The organism is Methanolapillus africanus (assembly GCF_032714475.1).
GTDB lineage: Archaea > Halobacteriota > Methanosarcinia > Methanosarcinales > Methanosarcinaceae > Methanolapillus > Methanolapillus africanus.
On sequence record NZ_JAWDKD010000020.1, the window covers coordinates 92,230 to 108,867 of the forward strand.

Sequence of the window (16,638 nt, forward strand, 5' to 3'; positions counted from 1 at the left end):
TGGAAATGAAACAGAAATAGTAAGATATATTGATGAAAATATTGAAAATATAATGAAAAAGTATAACATTGAGCATAAAAATGATATAGCAGTTTTGTGTAGAAAAAATGAAACGGCTGAAAAAGTACATCTCTTGTTCAAAACACCATCTAAACTATTTATTGATACAGAATTAGACAGATTCAGTTCTTATTGGGCAAGGTTTTTTTGCGATTTTTTGAGATGTTATTATGACAAAAATATTTATGGTATTGATTTTGTAAATGCATATTTCGACAGAGAATATCAATCCAAATCATATTTTAAGGCCTTAGATGTAGTTAACAAACTTTTTTCCTTAAGGGACACGGATTTGTTTAATAATGTAAGTCTCATTATTCTTCTGGCAGAGATGGTATACCCTAAATATAAAAATGAAGAAGTTGTTGTGAAATTAAAACAAATCCTTCTAAACTATAATCAGAGATCAAGTTTTAAGCCCGCAGATGATAATCAGATATGTATTTTAACCCTCCATAAATCAAAAGGGTTGGAATACAAGGCTGTGTTTCTTTTAGATTTATATAAATGGATATTTCCTCGTGAAAAATGCTCAAAAGATAATTATATTCAAGATTTAAATCTTCATTATGTAGGAATAACACGTTCAAAAGAAGTTTGCTATATTATGCAAGGTAATAAGCGATTCAGTAAACAGTATGGCACTTATATAAACGCAGAAGAGTCTTCATTTCTAAAATTTTATAATTTGCCTTCTTTAAGATGCAATATTGATTGGGAAGGTTAATTTTCCTCTTTCTTCCACCCTCATCCTTTACAAAAACGTTTCATCCTCTTCTCTAAAAACGCCACCTTAATCCCTTCAGATAGAAACTCCACAATTTCCGAATAATAATTCACAATCGTATTCAATGATAAGTATCTGAATTCAAAGAATAAGAAACTCATCCAATTCTCTCTTTCAAAAAAAGTTCAGAAGAAGACATCCCAAGGACATCTTCTTCGACATACAACATTGTTGATTTGAGAAAATAATCAACATTTATAACTTCTAATCCCAAATCTTCAACACTCAAATCCACCGTCCACTCTCAGACTCTGTCCGGTGACGAACGATGAATCGTCCGTGGCGAAGAACAAAGCAACGGTGGCGATTTCTTCGGGTTTTCCGGGTCTTTTGAGCGGCGCGCCGTCGATCATGTAGCTGACGGCGGCCTCGCCGCCGGCTTGGTCCAGCATGGCCGTGACGATGGCGCCGGGCGCAATACAGTTGGCTCTGATTTCGGGACCGAGCTCATTGGCCATCGCCTTGTTGAGGCCTTCCATGGCGTGTTTCGATGTGGAATAAGCGACCGGGCCGAAGTGGGCGGCATATCCGGCAACAGACGACGTGTTGATGATTGATCCTTTGCCTTTTTTCTTCATGATCGGCGCAACCTGCTGGGCGAGCAGCATGGCGGCGGTCAGATTCACGCTGAACACGCGGTTCCACTCTTCCAGCGTCATCTCCGTGATCGGCGTGAGACTCAGCATGCCGGCATTGTTGAAGAGAATGTCGACCGTTCCGTAGGCTTCAACCGTTTTCGGAATGATTTTTTTGATGTCATTGAGATCCGTCATGTCGACGAGCACATACATCGCTTCGCCGCCGGCTTTTTTAATGTTTTCAACGACTTCTTGCGCTCTTTTCTCGTCTCGGCCGGTCACAACGACTTTCGCGCCCTCTTTCGCAAATAAATAAGCTGTGCTGCGTCCCATTCCGGATGTTGAACCCGTACAAATGGCAACTTTACCATCTAATCTACCCATGTTTTACCTCCAAACGATTGTAACCGATCAATACTTTTAACACTTTTAATACTTTGACAACTTCGATTCCCATGGTTTTACCGCCATGCGATTTGATCGATTGACATTTACTATTTTTGTCGGTCTATTTGTAGCTTTTGTTCAATTCAAAGGATCAATTGTGATAAAATCGGTCCTTTTGATCCGCACAATCCTTTCAACAAATCATATCCGGGAGATTCAATAAACAGTTGTCACGAATGATGACGAATGGTTTTTGTTGTCCCCAATTATAACGAATCATCACAAAATGTCATGATCTCTCTTTTTATTCCTCTTCTTTTCGCCATCCTTCGTCCTTCAAAAACGTCCCGTCCTCTCCTCTGAAGAAAGCCGACCCGACCCCCGCCTCTAAAAATTCCATAATCTCCGGATCATAATTCGCAATCGTATTCAACGAATAAACATCCGAGTTCGCCGCGTCCGCCATATAATCATCCGATTCGTCTCCCGCAAAAAAGCGCCAGCCGCTGTCTTCCGGATAATCCGATTCCTCGCGGTACATAAAGCCGACGCGGAAACCGTCGACCGTAATCCGGTCGGTCGCGATGCAGCCGATCGGTCCGTTCCAATCAAACAACGGTTGAATGTCTTCTGTCGCGATTTTGAAATTCTTCTGCCGGCGAACCGGCGGCGCATCAAACCGACAGACGTTTCGCCGGTGAACGTCAATCACGTGATCCAAGGCGTCGTCATCGTCCGCGTCGCCGAAAAGATCGAGAAGCGCTTCCGCACTGTTTTCCATCTTGTAATTCATTTCTTCTTCATAAATCGGAATAATCTGGTAGAAATTCACGTCGTCGCCGCCCGGAAGCACGCAAACGTGGCCGTCGTCGGTGTACGGATTCAGCAGCAAAACGCCGGCCAGCTCCGTGTCATCGGCAAACGGACCGCCGTTGGCAATCGTGTGCCCCCAGCCGAGCCAAGTATCGCTGTTGATCGGCAAACGTGCCAAAATTTTCAGCCAGCGCAGCGGCCAATAATATTTTTCGTCGCTGTTTTGAATATCCCAGTCGGCCGGCAGCGTGACCATCATTTCCGCACGCTTGAGTTTCATGTCGTCGAGTTCTCGGGGCGCATTCATGAGGTGAGCGCCCATGCCGGTCGTGACGAGCGTATAAAAGTCCCGGCCAATGTTTTTGTCCGGCGGAATCACGCAAATGTCGACGTGAATGTCGGGCGAGACGAGTTCATGGAAAACAGTTTCAAACGGACCGAAATAGGTTTCAATGTGTTCTTCGACAGCGGCGAGCTCGTCTTCTTCGTAGAGTTCGGGAGAAAATTCGAAGTCGGTGTCGTCGCCGACATCTTCGCCACCGTTTTCGTTGAAATTCTCTATTTCAAAGTCATCCGCGTGCGGTAAATTGTTATTTTCATTTTCGTTTGTCATAAATCGAAAACGCGGTTCAAGATATATAATTGATTTGATTTTATCCAAATTGAAGGCTTTTTATATTCGATTTCGCATTACTTTATATTTCATAAAATCATCCAAAAATAAAAAATTCAGGAGACATTTTTTTGTTCGGAAAATTAAAGGAAAAACTTCAAGGATTTACGAAATCCTTGAACAAAACCATTGACGAAAAGGCGGTTGAGCTCGACAATCCGGAAGTTGTGACAGAAGAGCAGCTTCTCTTGACAGAAGAAACAATTGAAGAGAATGCTGAATCAAAAACAGCCGCCGAAGAATCCGCCACTGTTGAAGAAGCGCCGATTGAAGAAGAAATGATTATCACGGAAGAAACCACCGTCGCCGGAGAATCCGGCGACGAATGGGCTGTTGAAGAAGAAATCACAGCCGAGACCGTCAACACTAAAACCGGTAAAAAAGAGAAAGTCGGCTTTTTCGGACGCGCCAAAGCGCTCGTTTTCGACCGTGAAGTGATTCTCGACGACGACGATCTCGAAGGCCCACTCATGGACCTTCAAATCGCGCTCCTCGAAAGCGATCTCGCGCTTTCCGTGACCGACGCCATTGTCGCTTCCGTCAAAGACCAGCTTTCCGGCACCAGAAAGAAGTTCGGCAAAAACACCGGCAACATCGTTGAAGACGCGCTGAAAACCGCTATTCTTGACGTGATGTCCGCCAACACATTCGATTTTGATGAGTTCATCGAATCCAAAAAAGGAACCACGGCGCACATCGTTTTCGTCGGCATCAACGGCACCGGCAAAACCACCAGCATCGCGAAAATCGCGAACCGTCTCCAAAAGCAAGGAAAAACTGTTACCATCGCTGCCGGCGACACGTTCCGTGCCGGCGCCATTGACCAAATTCAAATCCATGCCGACCGCCTCGGCGTCAAAACGATCCGCCACCAAGAAGGCTCGGATCCGGCTGCCGTCATCTATGACGCGCTTCAATATTCCAAAGCGCACAAAATCGACGTTCTCCTGTCCGATACCGCCGGCCGCATGCACACCAACGTCAACCTGATGGCGCAGCTGGAAAAGATTTGCCGCGTCGGAAATCCGGATCTCGTCATTTTCGTTGACGAAGCAACCGCCGGAAACGATGCTGTCGAGCGCGCGTCCCAGTACAGCGACGCTGTTGCGATCAGCGGCACCATTCTCACCAAACTGGACGCCGATTCCAAAGGCGGCGCCGCCATTTCGATTGCTTACATCACGCAAAAACCGATTCTCTTTTTCGGCGTCGGCCAGAACTATGACGATTTGATGAAGTTCGACCCGGTTTGGTTTGTCAACAAAATCTTTGAGGATTAAAATAAATGGATGAAAAAGATCAACCGGCGGCGGGTTTTTTGAAAATCGAAGAAGGCACGACAAACGTTTTGGTGCCGGCTGAAAACGACGTCAAAATCCCGACCGCCTCGGTTTCTGTTTTTTACAATCCGGAAATGGAAATGAACCGCGACATCAATGTGGCGGCAACCTCCGTTTTTGTCGGCCGGTTGGCCGAACGCAAAGGCTTTGAAAAAATCAACATCCGGTATCTGGACGCCTTTTCCGCCTCCGGCATCCGCGGTCTTCGGATCGCCAACGAAGTCGGCATTTCCGTTGTTCTCAACGATATTAAACCGGAAGCTGTCAATTTGATTCAAAAAAACATCACTGAAAATAATCTCCAAAACGCCTCTGCCGTTTGCGAAGACGCGAACGTTCTTCTCTGTCGGGAAAAATTCGCCATCGTCGACATTGATCCGTTCGGCACACCGTCTCCGTTTTTGGACGCCGCCGCCATGTCGGCAACGTTTCTTCTCGGCGTGACCGCTACCGATACCGCTCCGCTTTGCGGTGCCCATCTCAAATCCGGCATGCGCAAATATGATGCTGTTCCGCTCAACAATGAATTTCACAGTGAAATGGGGCTTCGCATTCTGCTCGGCAGCATTGCCCGCGAAACCGCCAAGTTTGACAAAGGAATTCGTCCTTTGTTGTCGCATTCAACGCGGCACTACGTCCGTGTTTATGCCGAAATTTTGCATGGCGCCGGCCGTGCCGACCAAACGCTTCAAAATCTCGGATTTTTAGCGTGGTGCCCGCATTGTAATAATCGGGAAACCAAAAATGGTCTTGCCGTTTTTATGTCGGAAACGTGCGAATGCGGAAGCAAGCGAAAACTCGCCGGTCCACTTTGGCTCGGACCACTTCGAGAAGAACAGTTCTGCAGCGACGTTATCAGCATGCTTGATCAAATGCCGCTCAACAAAAAAGAGCCTGCCAAAAAGCTCGTTGAATCTTGCAAAAACGAAGCCGATCTTCCGTTTTTCTATGACCAGCACATGTTTTGCGAAGAATTGAAAATCTCGGCGCCGCCGATCGAACCGTTTTTGGAAAAGTTGCGGACCGCCGGATATATTGCAACCCGAACGCATTTTTCAGGAACGTCTTTTAAAACAGACGCGCCGATTGATGAAATTAAAAAGAAGTTGTTGGAATAATTTCTCGTTTTCATTTTTTTAATTTCCTTTTTTGTTTTGTTTTTTTGGCGGCAGCAGGCGTGCGCGTTATGGCGACACATTCTTTTTCAAATCTTTGAAAATTGCCCATTGTTTTTGATTTTGAGTTAAGAAGATGACGTTGTAGATTTTTTCAAATTCAAGCAAACCAACCCGCAAAATCTGACGCAAAAATTCCGTCGCTTCGCTAGGAATTTTTCAAGGGCGGTGGGAGTCCGTTTCCGTAAGTTTGCTTCGCAAACGGCTCCCTTCGGTCGCTAAAAGTTTGGGTTTCATTTATTCATATTTATTGTGTAAACCATCCCGCAAAATCAGACGCTTTGCGTCTGTATTTTGCGGATTCCGATCAGTAAGATGCAGTGATTTACAAATTCAGATTGCACCTACAGGTGACTGTTTTTAGATTTCAGTTTGCACCCGCAGATTATGGAACTGAGCTGCATCTGCCGCTTGCTGTTCAATTTGTATCTGCTGAACGGTATCCGTAAAATACAGATGCTTCGCATCTGCATTTTGCGGGGCCGTTTGCATCTTCTGTTTCCAACAATACAGTTGCGTCTTGTTCTGGTTTGAATCAACCGGTTTTATTTCAAAAAAACCGCTTCCATTATTTTAATATTTTCTTTTTTATATATCGGTCGGGCGTTTTGGTGAACAACACTTATATACCAAAGTCCCATATATTCATTAACTTTCAATTTACTGTTCCTATATTGTTTTATGATTCTATATTATTTCCATGGAATCAAATTCGGTCTATCGAATAATATCATATCGTCGAACGATATTTTGACAGTAAATTGGGAATCATCCATTCAAAGAGGAATATTTATGCAAATGAAAAAAACATTCATGGTTCTCTTAGCATTGGTTTTATTGATCGGCGCCGTCGGCGCAGCCGGATGTCTCGGCGGCGATGACGACAACGTGACCAACCAAAGCAACCAGTCCAACCAATCGAATCAAACAGAACCGACCACAGAACCGTCCCAGCCGGCCAACCCGGAACCGGCTCAACCGGCCAACCCGGAACCCGAACCGCCGGCACCATCCGGTGAAACGGTGACTGTTCAAAACACCTCTGAATTTGACGGAACACCCAAAGTTCTCGTCATTGCAAAGGACCGCAAATTTTCGGCAAACACGGTGAACATCAGTGCCGGCGAAACTGTCAGAATCTGGAACCGTGAAGACGTTAACTTCGCACATCTGTACCACTCTGAAGAAGGCGCTTTCCCGGACACCAAAGTCAACATCAAATACGATATTTACTTCACTTTCAACCAGCCCGGCACTTATAAAATTGACATTTACAATCCGAGCACCGGCGAACCCTACCCAACAAATGCGGTTTTGACGGTCAAGGTAACTTAATTTAATTTCATCAATAAAATCTCAACTTAACTAAATAAACAGCAACGGGGTTAACATATGAAAATGATTCATTCAAAATCATTTTTTACTTTTTTATTGCTTTTGATTCTCCTTTCCGTTGCCGGCTTTTCGGGTTGTATCGGCGGGTCCGATACATCCGGCAATAACACAGCCAATTCATCCGGTTCGGGTTTCGGCTCAGAATCGGTGACCGTTTGGTCGTCTTCCGATTATGAAGGATTTACCGACCAAACCGTTTTGGCAAAAGGCCGTCAATTTGTGAATTCTTCGGTCACCATTCAAACCGGCGAGACCGTCCGAATTTGGAACCGCGAAGATCAAGCGCACTACGACCACCTCTACCACTCGGAAGACGGTGCCTTTAAAGACATCCGCGTCAACGCTCTTGACAGCACTTATTTGGTATTTAACAAACCCGGCACTTACAAAATCGATCTTTACAATCCGGATACCAACTCATTTTACGGCACGACCGGCAATACTGTTTTGACGGTGACGGTGACGAAACCATAAATAAAAAACGGTTTTTCAATTTTTTTAATTTTTAGTTTGATTTATTTAATATTTGATTTATTTGAAATTTAATTTCATTTCAATATCGGGGAAATATTTTATGCAAATCACAAAATCCAAAACACTCATGATTTTAGTAACCCTTGTGGTTCTGATTTCCGTGGTCGGACTTGCCGGATGTATCGGCGGCGACAACTCGACCAACACCACCAACAACACAACCAACGCCACAAATAATACAACCAATAACACAACCAACACAACGCCATCTGCCGGCTCTGTGACTGTTCAAACCATGGAACAATTCACAGGCGACAAGAATACAGCGATTACCGTTCTGGCCAAAAACAGACAATTCATGAACGCAAATCCCAGCATCACAACCGGACAAACTCTTCACATCTGGAACAGAGAAGACGTTTCACCGTACAAACACCTTTACCACTCTGAAGAAGGCGTCTTTGAAGACATTCAAAACAATCCGAGATACGAGGTCTACATGACGTTCAACCAACCGGGCGTTTACCACATTGACCTTTACAACCCGGATACAGGCGCTTTCTATGACACCACCGGAAACAGAACAATGACGGTGACTGTTACAAACGCTTAATTTTTTAAAAATAAAAATTGATTCAAATCAATCATTTGAATTAATAATGCCGGCTTTGCCGGCAATCTTTTTTATTTAAAATTCAGGGTCCTCTTCTTTTTTTATGCATTTCATCTTTTCTTCAATATGTGTAATTTTGATTTCTGGTTTTTGATTCCATATTTTTATAAATTTAGCCAATGACTTAAAATATTATAATATACATTTAATCTTTGATTTTTTATAAAAGAGGAAATATGATGAAATCTGCAAAATCCCTGACGTTTGTCTTATTACTGCTCACGCTTGTGGTTGCCGTCGGAATTTCCGGTTGTGTCGACAGTTCGAACAACACCACACCGGATAACAATACGACGCCGGCCAACAACACAACCAATAATACGACAAATAACACGACCAACAACACAACAAACAATACCACACCGGGCCCCGGTTCTGTCACTGTTTCCCGTCCGGGAGAATATAACGGCACACCGGTTCAAACAATCATTGCGGAAAACCGTGAATTTACCACCCACAACACATCCATCTCCGTCGGCGACACGCTTCATGTTTGGAACCGCGAGATGAACACGCCTTACAACCACCTCTACCACTCTGAGGAAGGCGCTTTTGAAGATGTCCAAGTCAACGCCAAATATGAAATTTATTTCACATTCAACGAGCCCGGCGTTTACCACATTGACCTTTACAATCCGGACACAGGCACATTCTATATGTCTTCCGGTGATGTTTTGACGGTCACAGTGACTTAAAATCAGATCATTCGTAAATGAATTGAAAAACATCGCAGAAGCGATGTTTTTATTCATTTTTACTTTTTTTGTTTCATTTTTACTTTTTTTGTTTCATTTTTAATTTCTGTCTTTTTTTTAAATTTCTTTCTTTTTTTTAATTTGTTTCTTTTGTTAACATTTTTCACTTTGCTCTTTTTCTGATTTCATCAAAACATATATGTTTCATGAAACATATTATTCCTCATCATTGTTTTAAAATTAAGAGGATTTTCCATGATTCCCGATATTGAAAAATTTCTGTTTCAAGAAAAAACATGTCTTTCCATTCTTTTTATTTATGACAAAGAAGTCACGTACATTTCGGAAGTGGCGGCAAACATCGATTCAACGTTTGCACACACCAACAAAATCATCAAAAAGCTGGATGAAATCGGTTTTATTTCCACTTTTTTCGAAGGCCGGACGCGCTTCCTTCAATTGACGCCCAAAGGCTGGCATTACGCAAAAAATTTGACGCAGGCGCATCAAGTCGTTTTGTCTGACGAAATCTTTGAATTTCCGGAAGGCTACGTTCCGACCCGAAAGCCGGATCCTGAGCCCGAAGTTTCGGCGTCTGCCGGCGCATATGCCGAAACCGGCGGCGCAGACGGAACAGGTTTTGGCGGAAGCGAACGGAAGAAAGAGAAAAAAGTATATGTGGGACCGCTCACGCTGGAAGACCGGATTGAAATTTTCGGAGACAAAATCCAAGAGATTTATGAGGAACAAACGGAATCCGACGCCGATTCGGAAACACTTCTTCGAAAACTCGGGCCTTATGACCGTGAACTCAAAATGATCGGCAAAGAAATTGAAGGCTTGCCAGATCCGGATCCGAAATTGGTTAAGTCATACAGGGTTGCCGTTATGAAGTATTCTTTTTATTTGGGAAAAGAGTATGAGAAGTAATAAAAGAGATGGAAAGTTAGAATCTTTGAATAAATAAAATATTGTAAATAATGTAAATAATGTTGAAAACGTTGTTGATTTTATGATTATTGAATTATTGCAGCCGGTTTACGGTCACGAAGAAAACGCGAAAAAATCGCTCAAAGCGTTTATGGACGAAGAGTTTAAAGACCTTGACGTTGCTTTTGAGATTTTGTCGCCGAAAGTCGCGGGGAAAAAACATCTGTCGGTTATGGTTTCCGGAGACGACGAGGAAGTTTCCGCCAACTTTTTGTACAACGCATTCGGAAAGCCCCTTCAAAAATCCGACGCCGTCCCGGGAGAAACGTACAAAGGCTTTATTTCAAAAATCGAGCCCGACCAAATCACCGTTGACATCGGATTTGATGCAATCGTTTCCGCGATGTCGCTGTCAACGCTCGGCGCCGGAAACGCCGGACAAATTGCCGCCCGCTTCGGCATGATTCCGTATTTGCCGGTCACGGTGACAATTCCAACCGGATCCGTGCCGGCGGATGAGCTTTGGGCGGTCGGAAAAGTGAATTTTTCCAAAGAGCAAATTGATTTATGGTGGACGTGGAAAAAGTCGTCGACCGACCGGATTTTTTTGAACAACGCCACCCGTTCCCAGGTCAAAGCGGCGCTCAAAAAGAAAAGGCACGGCCGGGATGTTTACGGTGTCGAACGGCTCGGATTGATGGAATGCGTCGTCATTTGCAACGAAAAAACAGACGGTCCCGGAATTGTGGCGTCGATTGGAAAGTTACTGCCGTCGCAAATGGGCGTGCTGCTGGCGGATAAAAAAAGTGTGAAATAAATCATCCGTTCAATTATAAGTTGAACGAGACAAATGATTTAAATAAAGTGACTGAAATAAAAATATCCATCGGAATATTGTCTATTCATTATCTATTCATTCTCGAAATCATCATTGAAAATCAAATTTGAAAATCAAATCGGAGGTCTTCTATGAAAAATAAAATTTTAATGATTATCGCGCCCGAGCGCTTCCGCGACGAAGAGTTTTTCCACCCCAAAGAAGTCTTTGAAAAAAATGGCTTTACGGTTGTTGTTGCCTCGACCAAACTCGGCGTCGCCCAGGGCGTCAAAGGCGGTTCTTACAACGTCGACATCACGATTTCGGATGCCAAAGCCGACGATTACGACGCGATTACAATTTCCGGCGGCGGCGGTTCGAAGGCTTTTTTGTGGAATGACTCGGCGCTTCATGCTCTTTTAAAAGACGCGGACGCCAAAAACAAAGTCGTTTCCGCCATTTGTAATGCACCGGCGGTTTTGGCCAAGGCGGGGCTTTTGTCGGGCAAAAATGCCACCGTTTTTGACGATCCGGACGCCATTTCAGCTTTGAACGCGGCGGGCTCGAAATTAAAGCCGGAGCATGTCGTTCGCGACGGACGGATGATTACGGGAGACGGACCCGATGCTTCTTATGATTTTGGGGAAGAAGTCTTAAAAGCAATTCGTGAAACTGAAAAATGAGTGGTTGGCTCGTTTTTCTTTTTTTAATATTTTTCAGTTCCCATTTCTGTTCCCCACTTCTGTTTTCCGTTTGTGTTTCTCATTTACTAATTCCATCTGTCAATCTTAGGGGAATCCGCAAATTCAGACGCGAAACGCGTCTGAATTAGCGGGGCTGTTTGGAATTTTTCAGTAACAACAATACAGATGTTGCCTGTTCCGTATTCCCAATCTGTTTCCAACAATACAGTTGCTTTCTTGTTCAGTATTTTCAATCTGTTTCCACAAATACAGTTGCTTGCATGTTCTGTTTTCTCAATCTGTTTCCAACAATACAGTTGCTTTCTTGTTCCGTATTCTCAATCTGTTTCCAATAATACAGTTGCTCACTTGTTCCGTATTCTCAATCTGTTTCCACAAATACAGTTGCTTTCTTGTTCCGTATTTTCAATCTGTTTCCATAAATACAGTTGCTCACTTGTTCCCTATTTCCAATCTGTTTCCACAAATACACATAATTCCTTGCTCCAAAAGGAATCTCGCAGCCGCACGGTTTTTATTTTTGCTGCCGCAAAAATAAAAACTCGTCAACGATTTCGGATTTCTCAAAAAATGATTCTCACTCTCTTTTATAAATCCTATAAGCAATGCCGCCGCCGATGAGATTAATCAACACAATCAAAACGGCCGCCACATATTTGTTCGAAAACACGCCGCCGCCTGAAAAGGCCGAACCGCTGTTTTCTGTCAAATCTGAATCAGAATTCGTTTTTATCATTGATTTCCGAATAAATTCCGACATATTTTTGCTCAAATCGTTCTCAACAAAAACCGTCGCCTCGGTTTGTGTATATTTTCCGCTTTGTCCGGTCCATTTGATTGTGTAGCTTCCCGGTTCCAAACCGGAAACCGCGTATTTCGAGTAACCCGACGATGAAAAAATCTCATTTCCCGATCTCAAAATTTGAACGCTTTCCGTTCCCGGAAATTCAAGCGACAACGTCAACTTTTCCTTGGCCGGCAGCACATTTCCCTTAGAATGGCGCGGATGTTCGGCAATCCCGAACATCGACAAAAACGTCGGTGCAATGTCTTCTTGACCAACATCAGAGCCAACAATTCCTTTTTTCACGTTCGGTCCCCAAATAACCAACGGAACCGTTGTCGCTTCCACCGATTTCCCGTACTTTCCGGAACTGTGCCCGCCGCCTTTTTTGTCAAGCGTTTCAAAAGACATTCCGTGGTCGGCCGTCACAAACAAAACCAAATTGTTCCGCTTGCATTTGTTAAAAAGCGTCTCCAAATCCTTGTCCAGCCGTTCAATCGAATCCAAATAAGCGTAATAGCCGCGGTAATGCCCGGTCGAATCCGATGCGCCCGCGCTGATCACCACGACAAATTTTTGATTCGGATATTTTTCCATAACAGTCACCGCTGCACAGGCGGCGTCAAGCGCCCACCGGTTGTAGCCGGCATACCGGTCACCCGTATCCTTGGAAGAAACGTAAGACGAAGCGTTCTTTTGGAGTTTTTCAAATTCCGCTTCAATTTCTCCAATCATCTTTTGCCGCTGCGCCCCTTCCGCCGTCGACGAATCAAACCGGTCGTTTCGCTGAATCGCAAAATTCATGTTGTTGACCGAATTCGTTTCATCGTAAACAATGATATCGAATTTTTGCCGCATAGACATAAAATCGCCGCGCTGCATGACGCCGATGCACAAAAAATCCTCGTTCCGAAAGACATCCATCAACGTTGATCCGGAATAACCGACCATTTCGGAATCTGCCGCCGTATTTCCGGCGACGACGGTTGAATGCCCAAGCTCGGTCACCGGATGCGGCGCTTTCATCGTACATCGAAAACCATCCGCCCAAATCCGGGGAAGCGTCGTCAGGCGCGCGTTATTTCCGGTTTCGCCGGTCAGCGTCTGCGGTTTTTGTTCCGGAAAAATGTAGGCGGATCCCATCCCGTCGACAATCAAAAGAACGCCGCCCTGTGGGGCTGAGCCGGATAAATCAACGGAATAATAAGCGTCGGAAGAAGCATCCACTAAATGGACGAGAGCAATACCAATGCAAACTGAAAATAAAATCAGCAAGCAGAGAAAAACAAAAAATGTTTTCCATTCGTTTGTCAATTTTCTTTGAGACATAAAACAAAGCAGCGTCTCATTCTTTATAACCCGTTTGAAAATCTCAAAATCGGAAAATATAAATATAATTTGTTTGCGAATTCTCACTCGCTATCGTTTTTTAAAAAGATTACTTCTGACCATATTTTCGGACATGGTTCCAAGATTGGATCAACTTGATTTTTTCAGTTGTTTTCTGATCGGTTTCATCGGTTGTGTTTTCCATGTCTTGCGCCGTTGCGTCCATTCTGTAAACGCTCAAATCCTTTCGCCCGAAATGTTTTCGATCATCGCCGATCGGACAAACCTTGATACAAATGCCGCACGGGGAAATTCCATTGGCAGCCAAACGTTCGCTTTGAGCCGTGCATTTTTGTTTGTCAATTTTTGAGAGCGGGTACGGCATTTTTTTGTCGCCGCAAATAGCGCCGGCCGGGCAATGACGCACGCAAAGCATGCACTCGATGCAGAGATTCTTTGCCGGCTCATTTTTTGTTTCTATTTTTGATTTTGCAGCTGCCTTTTTTTTGTTCGGAACACCCAGTTCGTTCAATGTGGCCGTCGTTAAAACCGTTGTGAATCGAATCCGCGGTCCATACTCCTGCGTCAGAATCGTGTTGTTGCGGCCAAAAGTTCCGAGATCGGCGTAATAAGCGGCGTGCTTGTGAGAAAAAGCCGCCGTCGGTTCCTTCTTGAGCGCGGAAATGCCGGCGTAGCCGTCTCTTGAAATCGGCATGCTCGGCATGCCTTCTTCATTGAGAAACTGAGAAATCAAGAGAGCTTCCTGATCCAAAAAAGCGTTGAGCGTCTTGTAATGCTCGTTATAATAAACCGACGGCGTTGTTTCTAAAATCGGAAGATTGACAGAAACGCCGATCACAATGGCGGTTTTTACCGGCGGAAAAACATTTTCCGGAAAAAATTCGGCCGGCACCGGGTATTTTTCATCGGATTTCCAGGCGTCCGCCTGTGCAAAACCAAAGACGGGAAGAATATGATTCTTTTGTTTTTTCAAAAGAAGTTGATATAACGTTTTCATATATTTCCCTTCAATAAACGGTAGGAATCGGATGAATTATGTATCAATTTATGTATTGATTTTATATTATTTTTGCATCAAATCCAAAATGCGAACCGCCATGTGCGCGCCGTTGGCGCCGTTGTCGATACCGACGCTGGCCACAGGAACGCCGGGCGGCATTTGAGCAATTGACAAAAGAGCGTCAAGACCGCCGAGTTTGGCGCTCACCGGAACGCCGATCACCGGTTTTTTGGTTTTGGATGCGACGACGCCCGGAAGCGCGGCCGACAAACCGGCAATTGTAATGAAAACAAGCGCTTCGCTGTTTTTAATGTAAGCGTCTAAGTCGTCTGGGTTTCTGTGTGCGGAAATGACGACGACCTCATATGTATAACTCGTTTTATCCAAAACGGAAACCGCTCTGTCCGCAATCGCGCGGTCAGATTCGGATCCCATAATAACGGAAACTTGAACCAAATTGAATTCCACCATTGTTTTATGATATAATGAAATGATAAATTGAAATGATAAATTGAAATGTTGAATATCAAATTTTTAAATTTGAATAATATGAATATTTTAAATATTGAATAATGTGAATTTTTGTTATTCTGAAAATATGATTTATCTGTTGACCGTTGCTTTTCTAATATTTCATTGATTAAAAAGTTGCTGGGACAACAAGAATTGATTTCATGTCAATTAAAATTGAATTCGTATGATGAAAGTATCCCGACAAAATATATAAATTTTAATCGTCCGGCATTTCAGTTTTAATAAACGCTGACACCCTTAACGCCGTTGGCTTTCAAAATCCGTTCCACCAAATTTCCGGGAATTTTTTCATTGGTAATGATCGTCAGCCTTGGATTTTCCGTAAAATAAGGGTCGTCGGAAACGGCTTGCCGGATGCTGAGTCCGGCGTCGGAAATAATTCGTGTGACGTTGGAAATAATCCCGACGTCAGCGCCGTCATCAGGCGTGATGACGACCACGCCCAAATTCAAGAGCGGGGCGACGTCCGCCAAAAAGGGAATGGATCTTACGTTTTTGAAAATATCGTACAGCATCTCATCTTCCAGAATGTGTTTGGCGGTCGCGTCCACAACGCGACGGTCGACCCGCACTTCTTTTCCGATCTGAACGTGCGGAATCTCAATGTTTCCGGAAACGACTTTTCCTTCGGCGTTGATCTGAAATCCGCGCTCAAAAAGCAGCTTCACCACTTTTTCCTGAGCCGGATATTTTTCGAATTTGATACGAATCGGTTCCCAAATAACGATTCCTCCTGACGGCTGATCTTTTTTAAATTTGAAAAATGATGATTAAAACGTTGAAATGTAATTAGATGTATAATTATTCATTAATGATGTTAGTTGTACATTTCTGTACATCTTATATAAATATTCTTTATTCGGTTCACAATATTCGGTTCAATATTCTGTTGATTCAGTTCAATATCCGGTTCACAAAATTTATGTATTCATAATGTCTTTATAACAATCATGTCTACCGTCAAAAATGCCCCGAGAACAGCGACAACGATCATTGTCCGATCCGATTCCGGCGCGCGCGTCAGCAATTCCCGCGATCCGTATTACAGTTTGATGCGGCGCGTTTTTCAAGAAGACGCAACGGCTGTTCGCGGACAAAAGTTTTTGAACATGGTTGAAGAGCGCCAAAAAGAAGGCAACCCGCTTCGAACGGATGAATGGGAATCTATCATCGAGCAGCTCGGAACCAACCGCGCCTCGTTTTATTCGATGCGCAACAAATTGATGGGCGCAGGGCTTATTTCCGTCAAAAATCAAAAGTACCGGCTTTCCGGGCAGTTTTCCAAAGACTTGAGCGACATGGCTCGTTGGTGGTGGACGGCCGTTTTAGGAAACGAAGAAGAAACGGTGGATTAATCACGTGAGATCTATTTGATTAATCCGATGTGGATTAATCACGTGATTGATCAATTAGATTAATCTGATGTGGATTACTCTATTATATTCATATTTTTTATTTTCCGCGGGCTT

19 protein-coding genes are annotated in these 16,638 nt (G+C 43.9%); 11 read left to right on the forward strand and 8 right to left on the reverse strand.

All coding sequences use genetic code 11. From position 1 onward, the window contains the following. Positions 1-52 precede the first annotated feature (52 nt). The gene (locus MsAg5_RS07280) at positions 53-787 is read left to right on the forward strand and encodes a 3'-5' exonuclease (RefSeq protein ID WP_338099966.1); all 735 of its coding nucleotides are present in this window, start codon (positions 53-55) and stop codon (positions 785-787) included. 157 nt (positions 788-944) lie between these two features. On the opposite strand, the gene MsAg5_RS07285 is transcribed toward MsAg5_RS07280, so the two are convergent. The 3 genes from MsAg5_RS07285 to MsAg5_RS07295 all read right to left on the reverse strand — a co-directional run bounded on the left by MsAg5_RS07285 (position 945) and on the right by MsAg5_RS07295 (position 3,238). Next, positions 945-1,076, reverse strand: a complete 132-nt coding sequence (locus MsAg5_RS07285) for a hypothetical protein (RefSeq protein ID WP_338099967.1) — start codon at positions 1,074-1,076, stop codon at positions 945-947. Continuing rightward, positions 1,066-1,809 (reverse strand): SDR family NAD(P)-dependent oxidoreductase, encoded by a 744-nt coding sequence (locus MsAg5_RS07290; RefSeq protein WP_338099968.1) that lies wholly within the window; start codon positions 1,807-1,809, stop codon positions 1,066-1,068. The genes MsAg5_RS07285 and MsAg5_RS07290 overlap by 11 nt, the downstream gene beginning before the upstream one ends. 307 nt (positions 1,810-2,116) lie before the next feature. Further along, positions 2,117-3,238, reverse strand: a complete 1,122-nt coding sequence (locus MsAg5_RS07295) for an immunity protein Imm33 domain-containing protein (protein ID WP_338099969.1) — start codon at positions 3,236-3,238, stop codon at positions 2,117-2,119. Between the two features lie 131 nt (positions 3,239-3,369). Here MsAg5_RS07295 and ftsY point away from each other — a divergent pair, with 131 nt between their 5' ends. After that, the gene (gene ftsY / locus MsAg5_RS07300) at positions 3,370-4,578 is read left to right on the forward strand and encodes a signal recognition particle-docking protein FtsY (RefSeq protein WP_338099970.1); all 1,209 of its coding nucleotides are present in this window, start codon (positions 3,370-3,372) and stop codon (positions 4,576-4,578) included. A 5-nt stretch (positions 4,579-4,583) separates the two neighbouring features. Continuing rightward, a complete protein-coding gene (locus MsAg5_RS07305) occupies positions 4,584-5,756 on the forward strand; it encodes a tRNA (guanine(10)-N(2))-dimethyltransferase (RefSeq protein WP_338099971.1) in 1,173 nt (390 codons plus the stop codon). A 417-nt stretch (positions 5,757-6,173) separates the two neighbouring features. Here MsAg5_RS07305 and MsAg5_RS07310 read toward each other — a convergent pair whose 3' ends face one another. Further along, positions 6,174-6,305, reverse strand: a complete 132-nt coding sequence (locus tag MsAg5_RS07310; protein ID WP_338099972.1) for a hypothetical protein — start codon at positions 6,303-6,305, stop codon at positions 6,174-6,176. Between the two features lie 300 nt (positions 6,306-6,605). Here MsAg5_RS07310 and MsAg5_RS07315 point away from each other — a divergent pair, with 300 nt between their 5' ends. The 7 genes from MsAg5_RS07315 (at position 6,606) to MsAg5_RS07345 (ending at position 11,480) form a co-directional block, all read left to right on the forward strand. Next, a complete protein-coding gene (locus MsAg5_RS07315; protein WP_338099973.1) occupies positions 6,606-7,148 on the forward strand; it encodes a cupredoxin domain-containing protein in 543 nt (180 codons plus the stop codon). 57 nt (positions 7,149-7,205) lie between these two features. Beyond that, positions 7,206-7,682 carry a cupredoxin domain-containing protein gene (locus MsAg5_RS07320; RefSeq protein WP_338099974.1) on the forward strand — a complete coding sequence of 159 codons (477 nt, stop codon included), beginning with the start codon at positions 7,206-7,208 and terminating at the stop codon, positions 7,680-7,682. A gap of 100 nt (positions 7,683-7,782) precedes the next feature. Then, positions 7,783-8,295, forward strand: a complete 513-nt coding sequence (locus MsAg5_RS07325) for a hypothetical protein (RefSeq protein ID WP_338099975.1) — start codon at positions 7,783-7,785, stop codon at positions 8,293-8,295. 236 nt (positions 8,296-8,531) lie between these two features. Continuing rightward, entirely contained in the window at positions 8,532-9,050 is a 519-nt protein-coding gene (locus MsAg5_RS07330) for a hypothetical protein (RefSeq protein ID WP_338099976.1), read from the forward strand. A 255-nt stretch (positions 9,051-9,305) separates the two neighbouring features. Next, positions 9,306-9,980, forward strand: coding sequence for a hypothetical protein (locus MsAg5_RS07335; protein WP_338099977.1), 675 nt, complete (start codon positions 9,306-9,308; stop codon positions 9,978-9,980). 82 nt (positions 9,981-10,062) lie between these two features. Continuing rightward, positions 10,063-10,797 (forward strand): DUF2110 family protein, encoded by a 735-nt coding sequence (locus tag MsAg5_RS07340; RefSeq protein ID WP_338099978.1) that lies wholly within the window; start codon positions 10,063-10,065, stop codon positions 10,795-10,797. Positions 10,798-10,949: 152 nt separating this feature from the next. Further along, positions 10,950-11,480 carry a DJ-1/PfpI family protein gene (locus MsAg5_RS07345; RefSeq protein WP_338099979.1) on the forward strand — a complete coding sequence of 177 codons (531 nt, stop codon included), beginning with the start codon at positions 10,950-10,952 and terminating at the stop codon, positions 11,478-11,480. A gap of 598 nt (positions 11,481-12,078) precedes the next feature. Here MsAg5_RS07345 and MsAg5_RS07350 read toward each other — a convergent pair. The 4 genes from MsAg5_RS07350 to MsAg5_RS07365 form a co-directional block, all read right to left on the reverse strand. Further along, a complete protein-coding gene (locus MsAg5_RS07350) occupies positions 12,079-13,614 on the reverse strand; it encodes a sulfatase-like hydrolase/transferase (RefSeq protein WP_338099980.1) in 1,536 nt (511 codons plus the stop codon). A 109-nt stretch (positions 13,615-13,723) separates the two neighbouring features. Further along, positions 13,724-14,632: an epoxyqueuosine reductase gene (locus MsAg5_RS07355; protein WP_338099981.1), complete on the reverse strand. Its 909-nt coding sequence runs from the start codon at positions 14,630-14,632 to the stop codon at positions 13,724-13,726. 66 nt (positions 14,633-14,698) lie between these two features. Then, complete coding sequence (locus MsAg5_RS07360) at positions 14,699-15,091, reverse strand: 5-(carboxyamino)imidazole ribonucleotide mutase (protein WP_338099982.1); 393 nt, start codon at positions 15,089-15,091, stop codon at positions 14,699-14,701. A 296-nt stretch (positions 15,092-15,387) separates the two neighbouring features. Beyond that, positions 15,388-15,891 carry a TrpY family transcription regulator gene (locus MsAg5_RS07365; RefSeq protein ID WP_338099997.1) on the reverse strand — a complete coding sequence of 168 codons (504 nt, stop codon included), beginning with the start codon at positions 15,889-15,891 and terminating at the stop codon, positions 15,388-15,390. Between the two features lie 228 nt (positions 15,892-16,119). Here MsAg5_RS07365 and MsAg5_RS07370 point away from each other — a divergent pair, with 228 nt between their 5' ends. Next, positions 16,120-16,524, forward strand: a complete 405-nt coding sequence (locus tag MsAg5_RS07370; protein WP_338099983.1) for a hypothetical protein — start codon at positions 16,120-16,122, stop codon at positions 16,522-16,524. Positions 16,525-16,638: the final 114 nt, after the last annotated feature.

Excerpts from the sequence above, each read along its gene's own strand:
- MsAg5_RS07340 (WP_338099978.1), top strand. The coding sequence starts at position 10,063 with ATGATTATTGAATTATTGCAGCCGGTTTACGGTCACGAAGAAAACGCG.
- MsAg5_RS07305 (WP_338099971.1), top strand. The coding sequence starts at position 4,584 with ATGGATGAAAAAGATCAACCGGCGGCGGGTTTTTTGAAAATCGAAGAA.
- MsAg5_RS07310 (WP_338099972.1), bottom strand. The coding sequence starts at position 6,305 with ATGCAAACGGCCCCGCAAAATGCAGATGCGAAGCATCTGTATTTTACG.
- MsAg5_RS07335 (WP_338099977.1), top strand. The coding sequence starts at position 9,306 with ATGATTCCCGATATTGAAAAATTTCTGTTTCAAGAAAAAACATGTCTT.
- MsAg5_RS07350 (WP_338099980.1), bottom strand. The coding sequence starts at position 13,614 with ATGTCTCAAAGAAAATTGACAAACGAATGGAAAACATTTTTTGTTTTT.
- MsAg5_RS07345 (WP_338099979.1), top strand. The coding sequence starts at position 10,950 with ATGAAAAATAAAATTTTAATGATTATCGCGCCCGAGCGCTTCCGCGAC.
- MsAg5_RS07320 (WP_338099974.1), top strand. The coding sequence starts at position 7,206 with ATGAAAATGATTCATTCAAAATCATTTTTTACTTTTTTATTGCTTTTG.
- MsAg5_RS07280 (WP_338099966.1), top strand. The coding sequence starts at position 53 with ATGAAAAAGTATAACATTGAGCATAAAAATGATATAGCAGTTTTGTGT.
- MsAg5_RS07330 (WP_338099976.1), top strand. The coding sequence starts at position 8,532 with ATGATGAAATCTGCAAAATCCCTGACGTTTGTCTTATTACTGCTCACG.
- MsAg5_RS07325 (WP_338099975.1), top strand. The coding sequence starts at position 7,783 with ATGCAAATCACAAAATCCAAAACACTCATGATTTTAGTAACCCTTGTG.
- MsAg5_RS07295 (WP_338099969.1), bottom strand. The coding sequence starts at position 3,238 with ATGACAAACGAAAATGAAAATAACAATTTACCGCACGCGGATGACTTT.
- MsAg5_RS07355 (WP_338099981.1), bottom strand. The coding sequence starts at position 14,632 with ATGAAAACGTTATATCAACTTCTTTTGAAAAAACAAAAGAATCATATT.
- MsAg5_RS07290 (WP_338099968.1), bottom strand. The coding sequence starts at position 1,809 with ATGGGTAGATTAGATGGTAAAGTTGCCATTTGTACGGGTTCAACATCC.
- MsAg5_RS07370 (WP_338099983.1), top strand. The coding sequence starts at position 16,120 with ATGTCTACCGTCAAAAATGCCCCGAGAACAGCGACAACGATCATTGTC.
- MsAg5_RS07315 (WP_338099973.1), top strand. The coding sequence starts at position 6,606 with ATGCAAATGAAAAAAACATTCATGGTTCTCTTAGCATTGGTTTTATTG.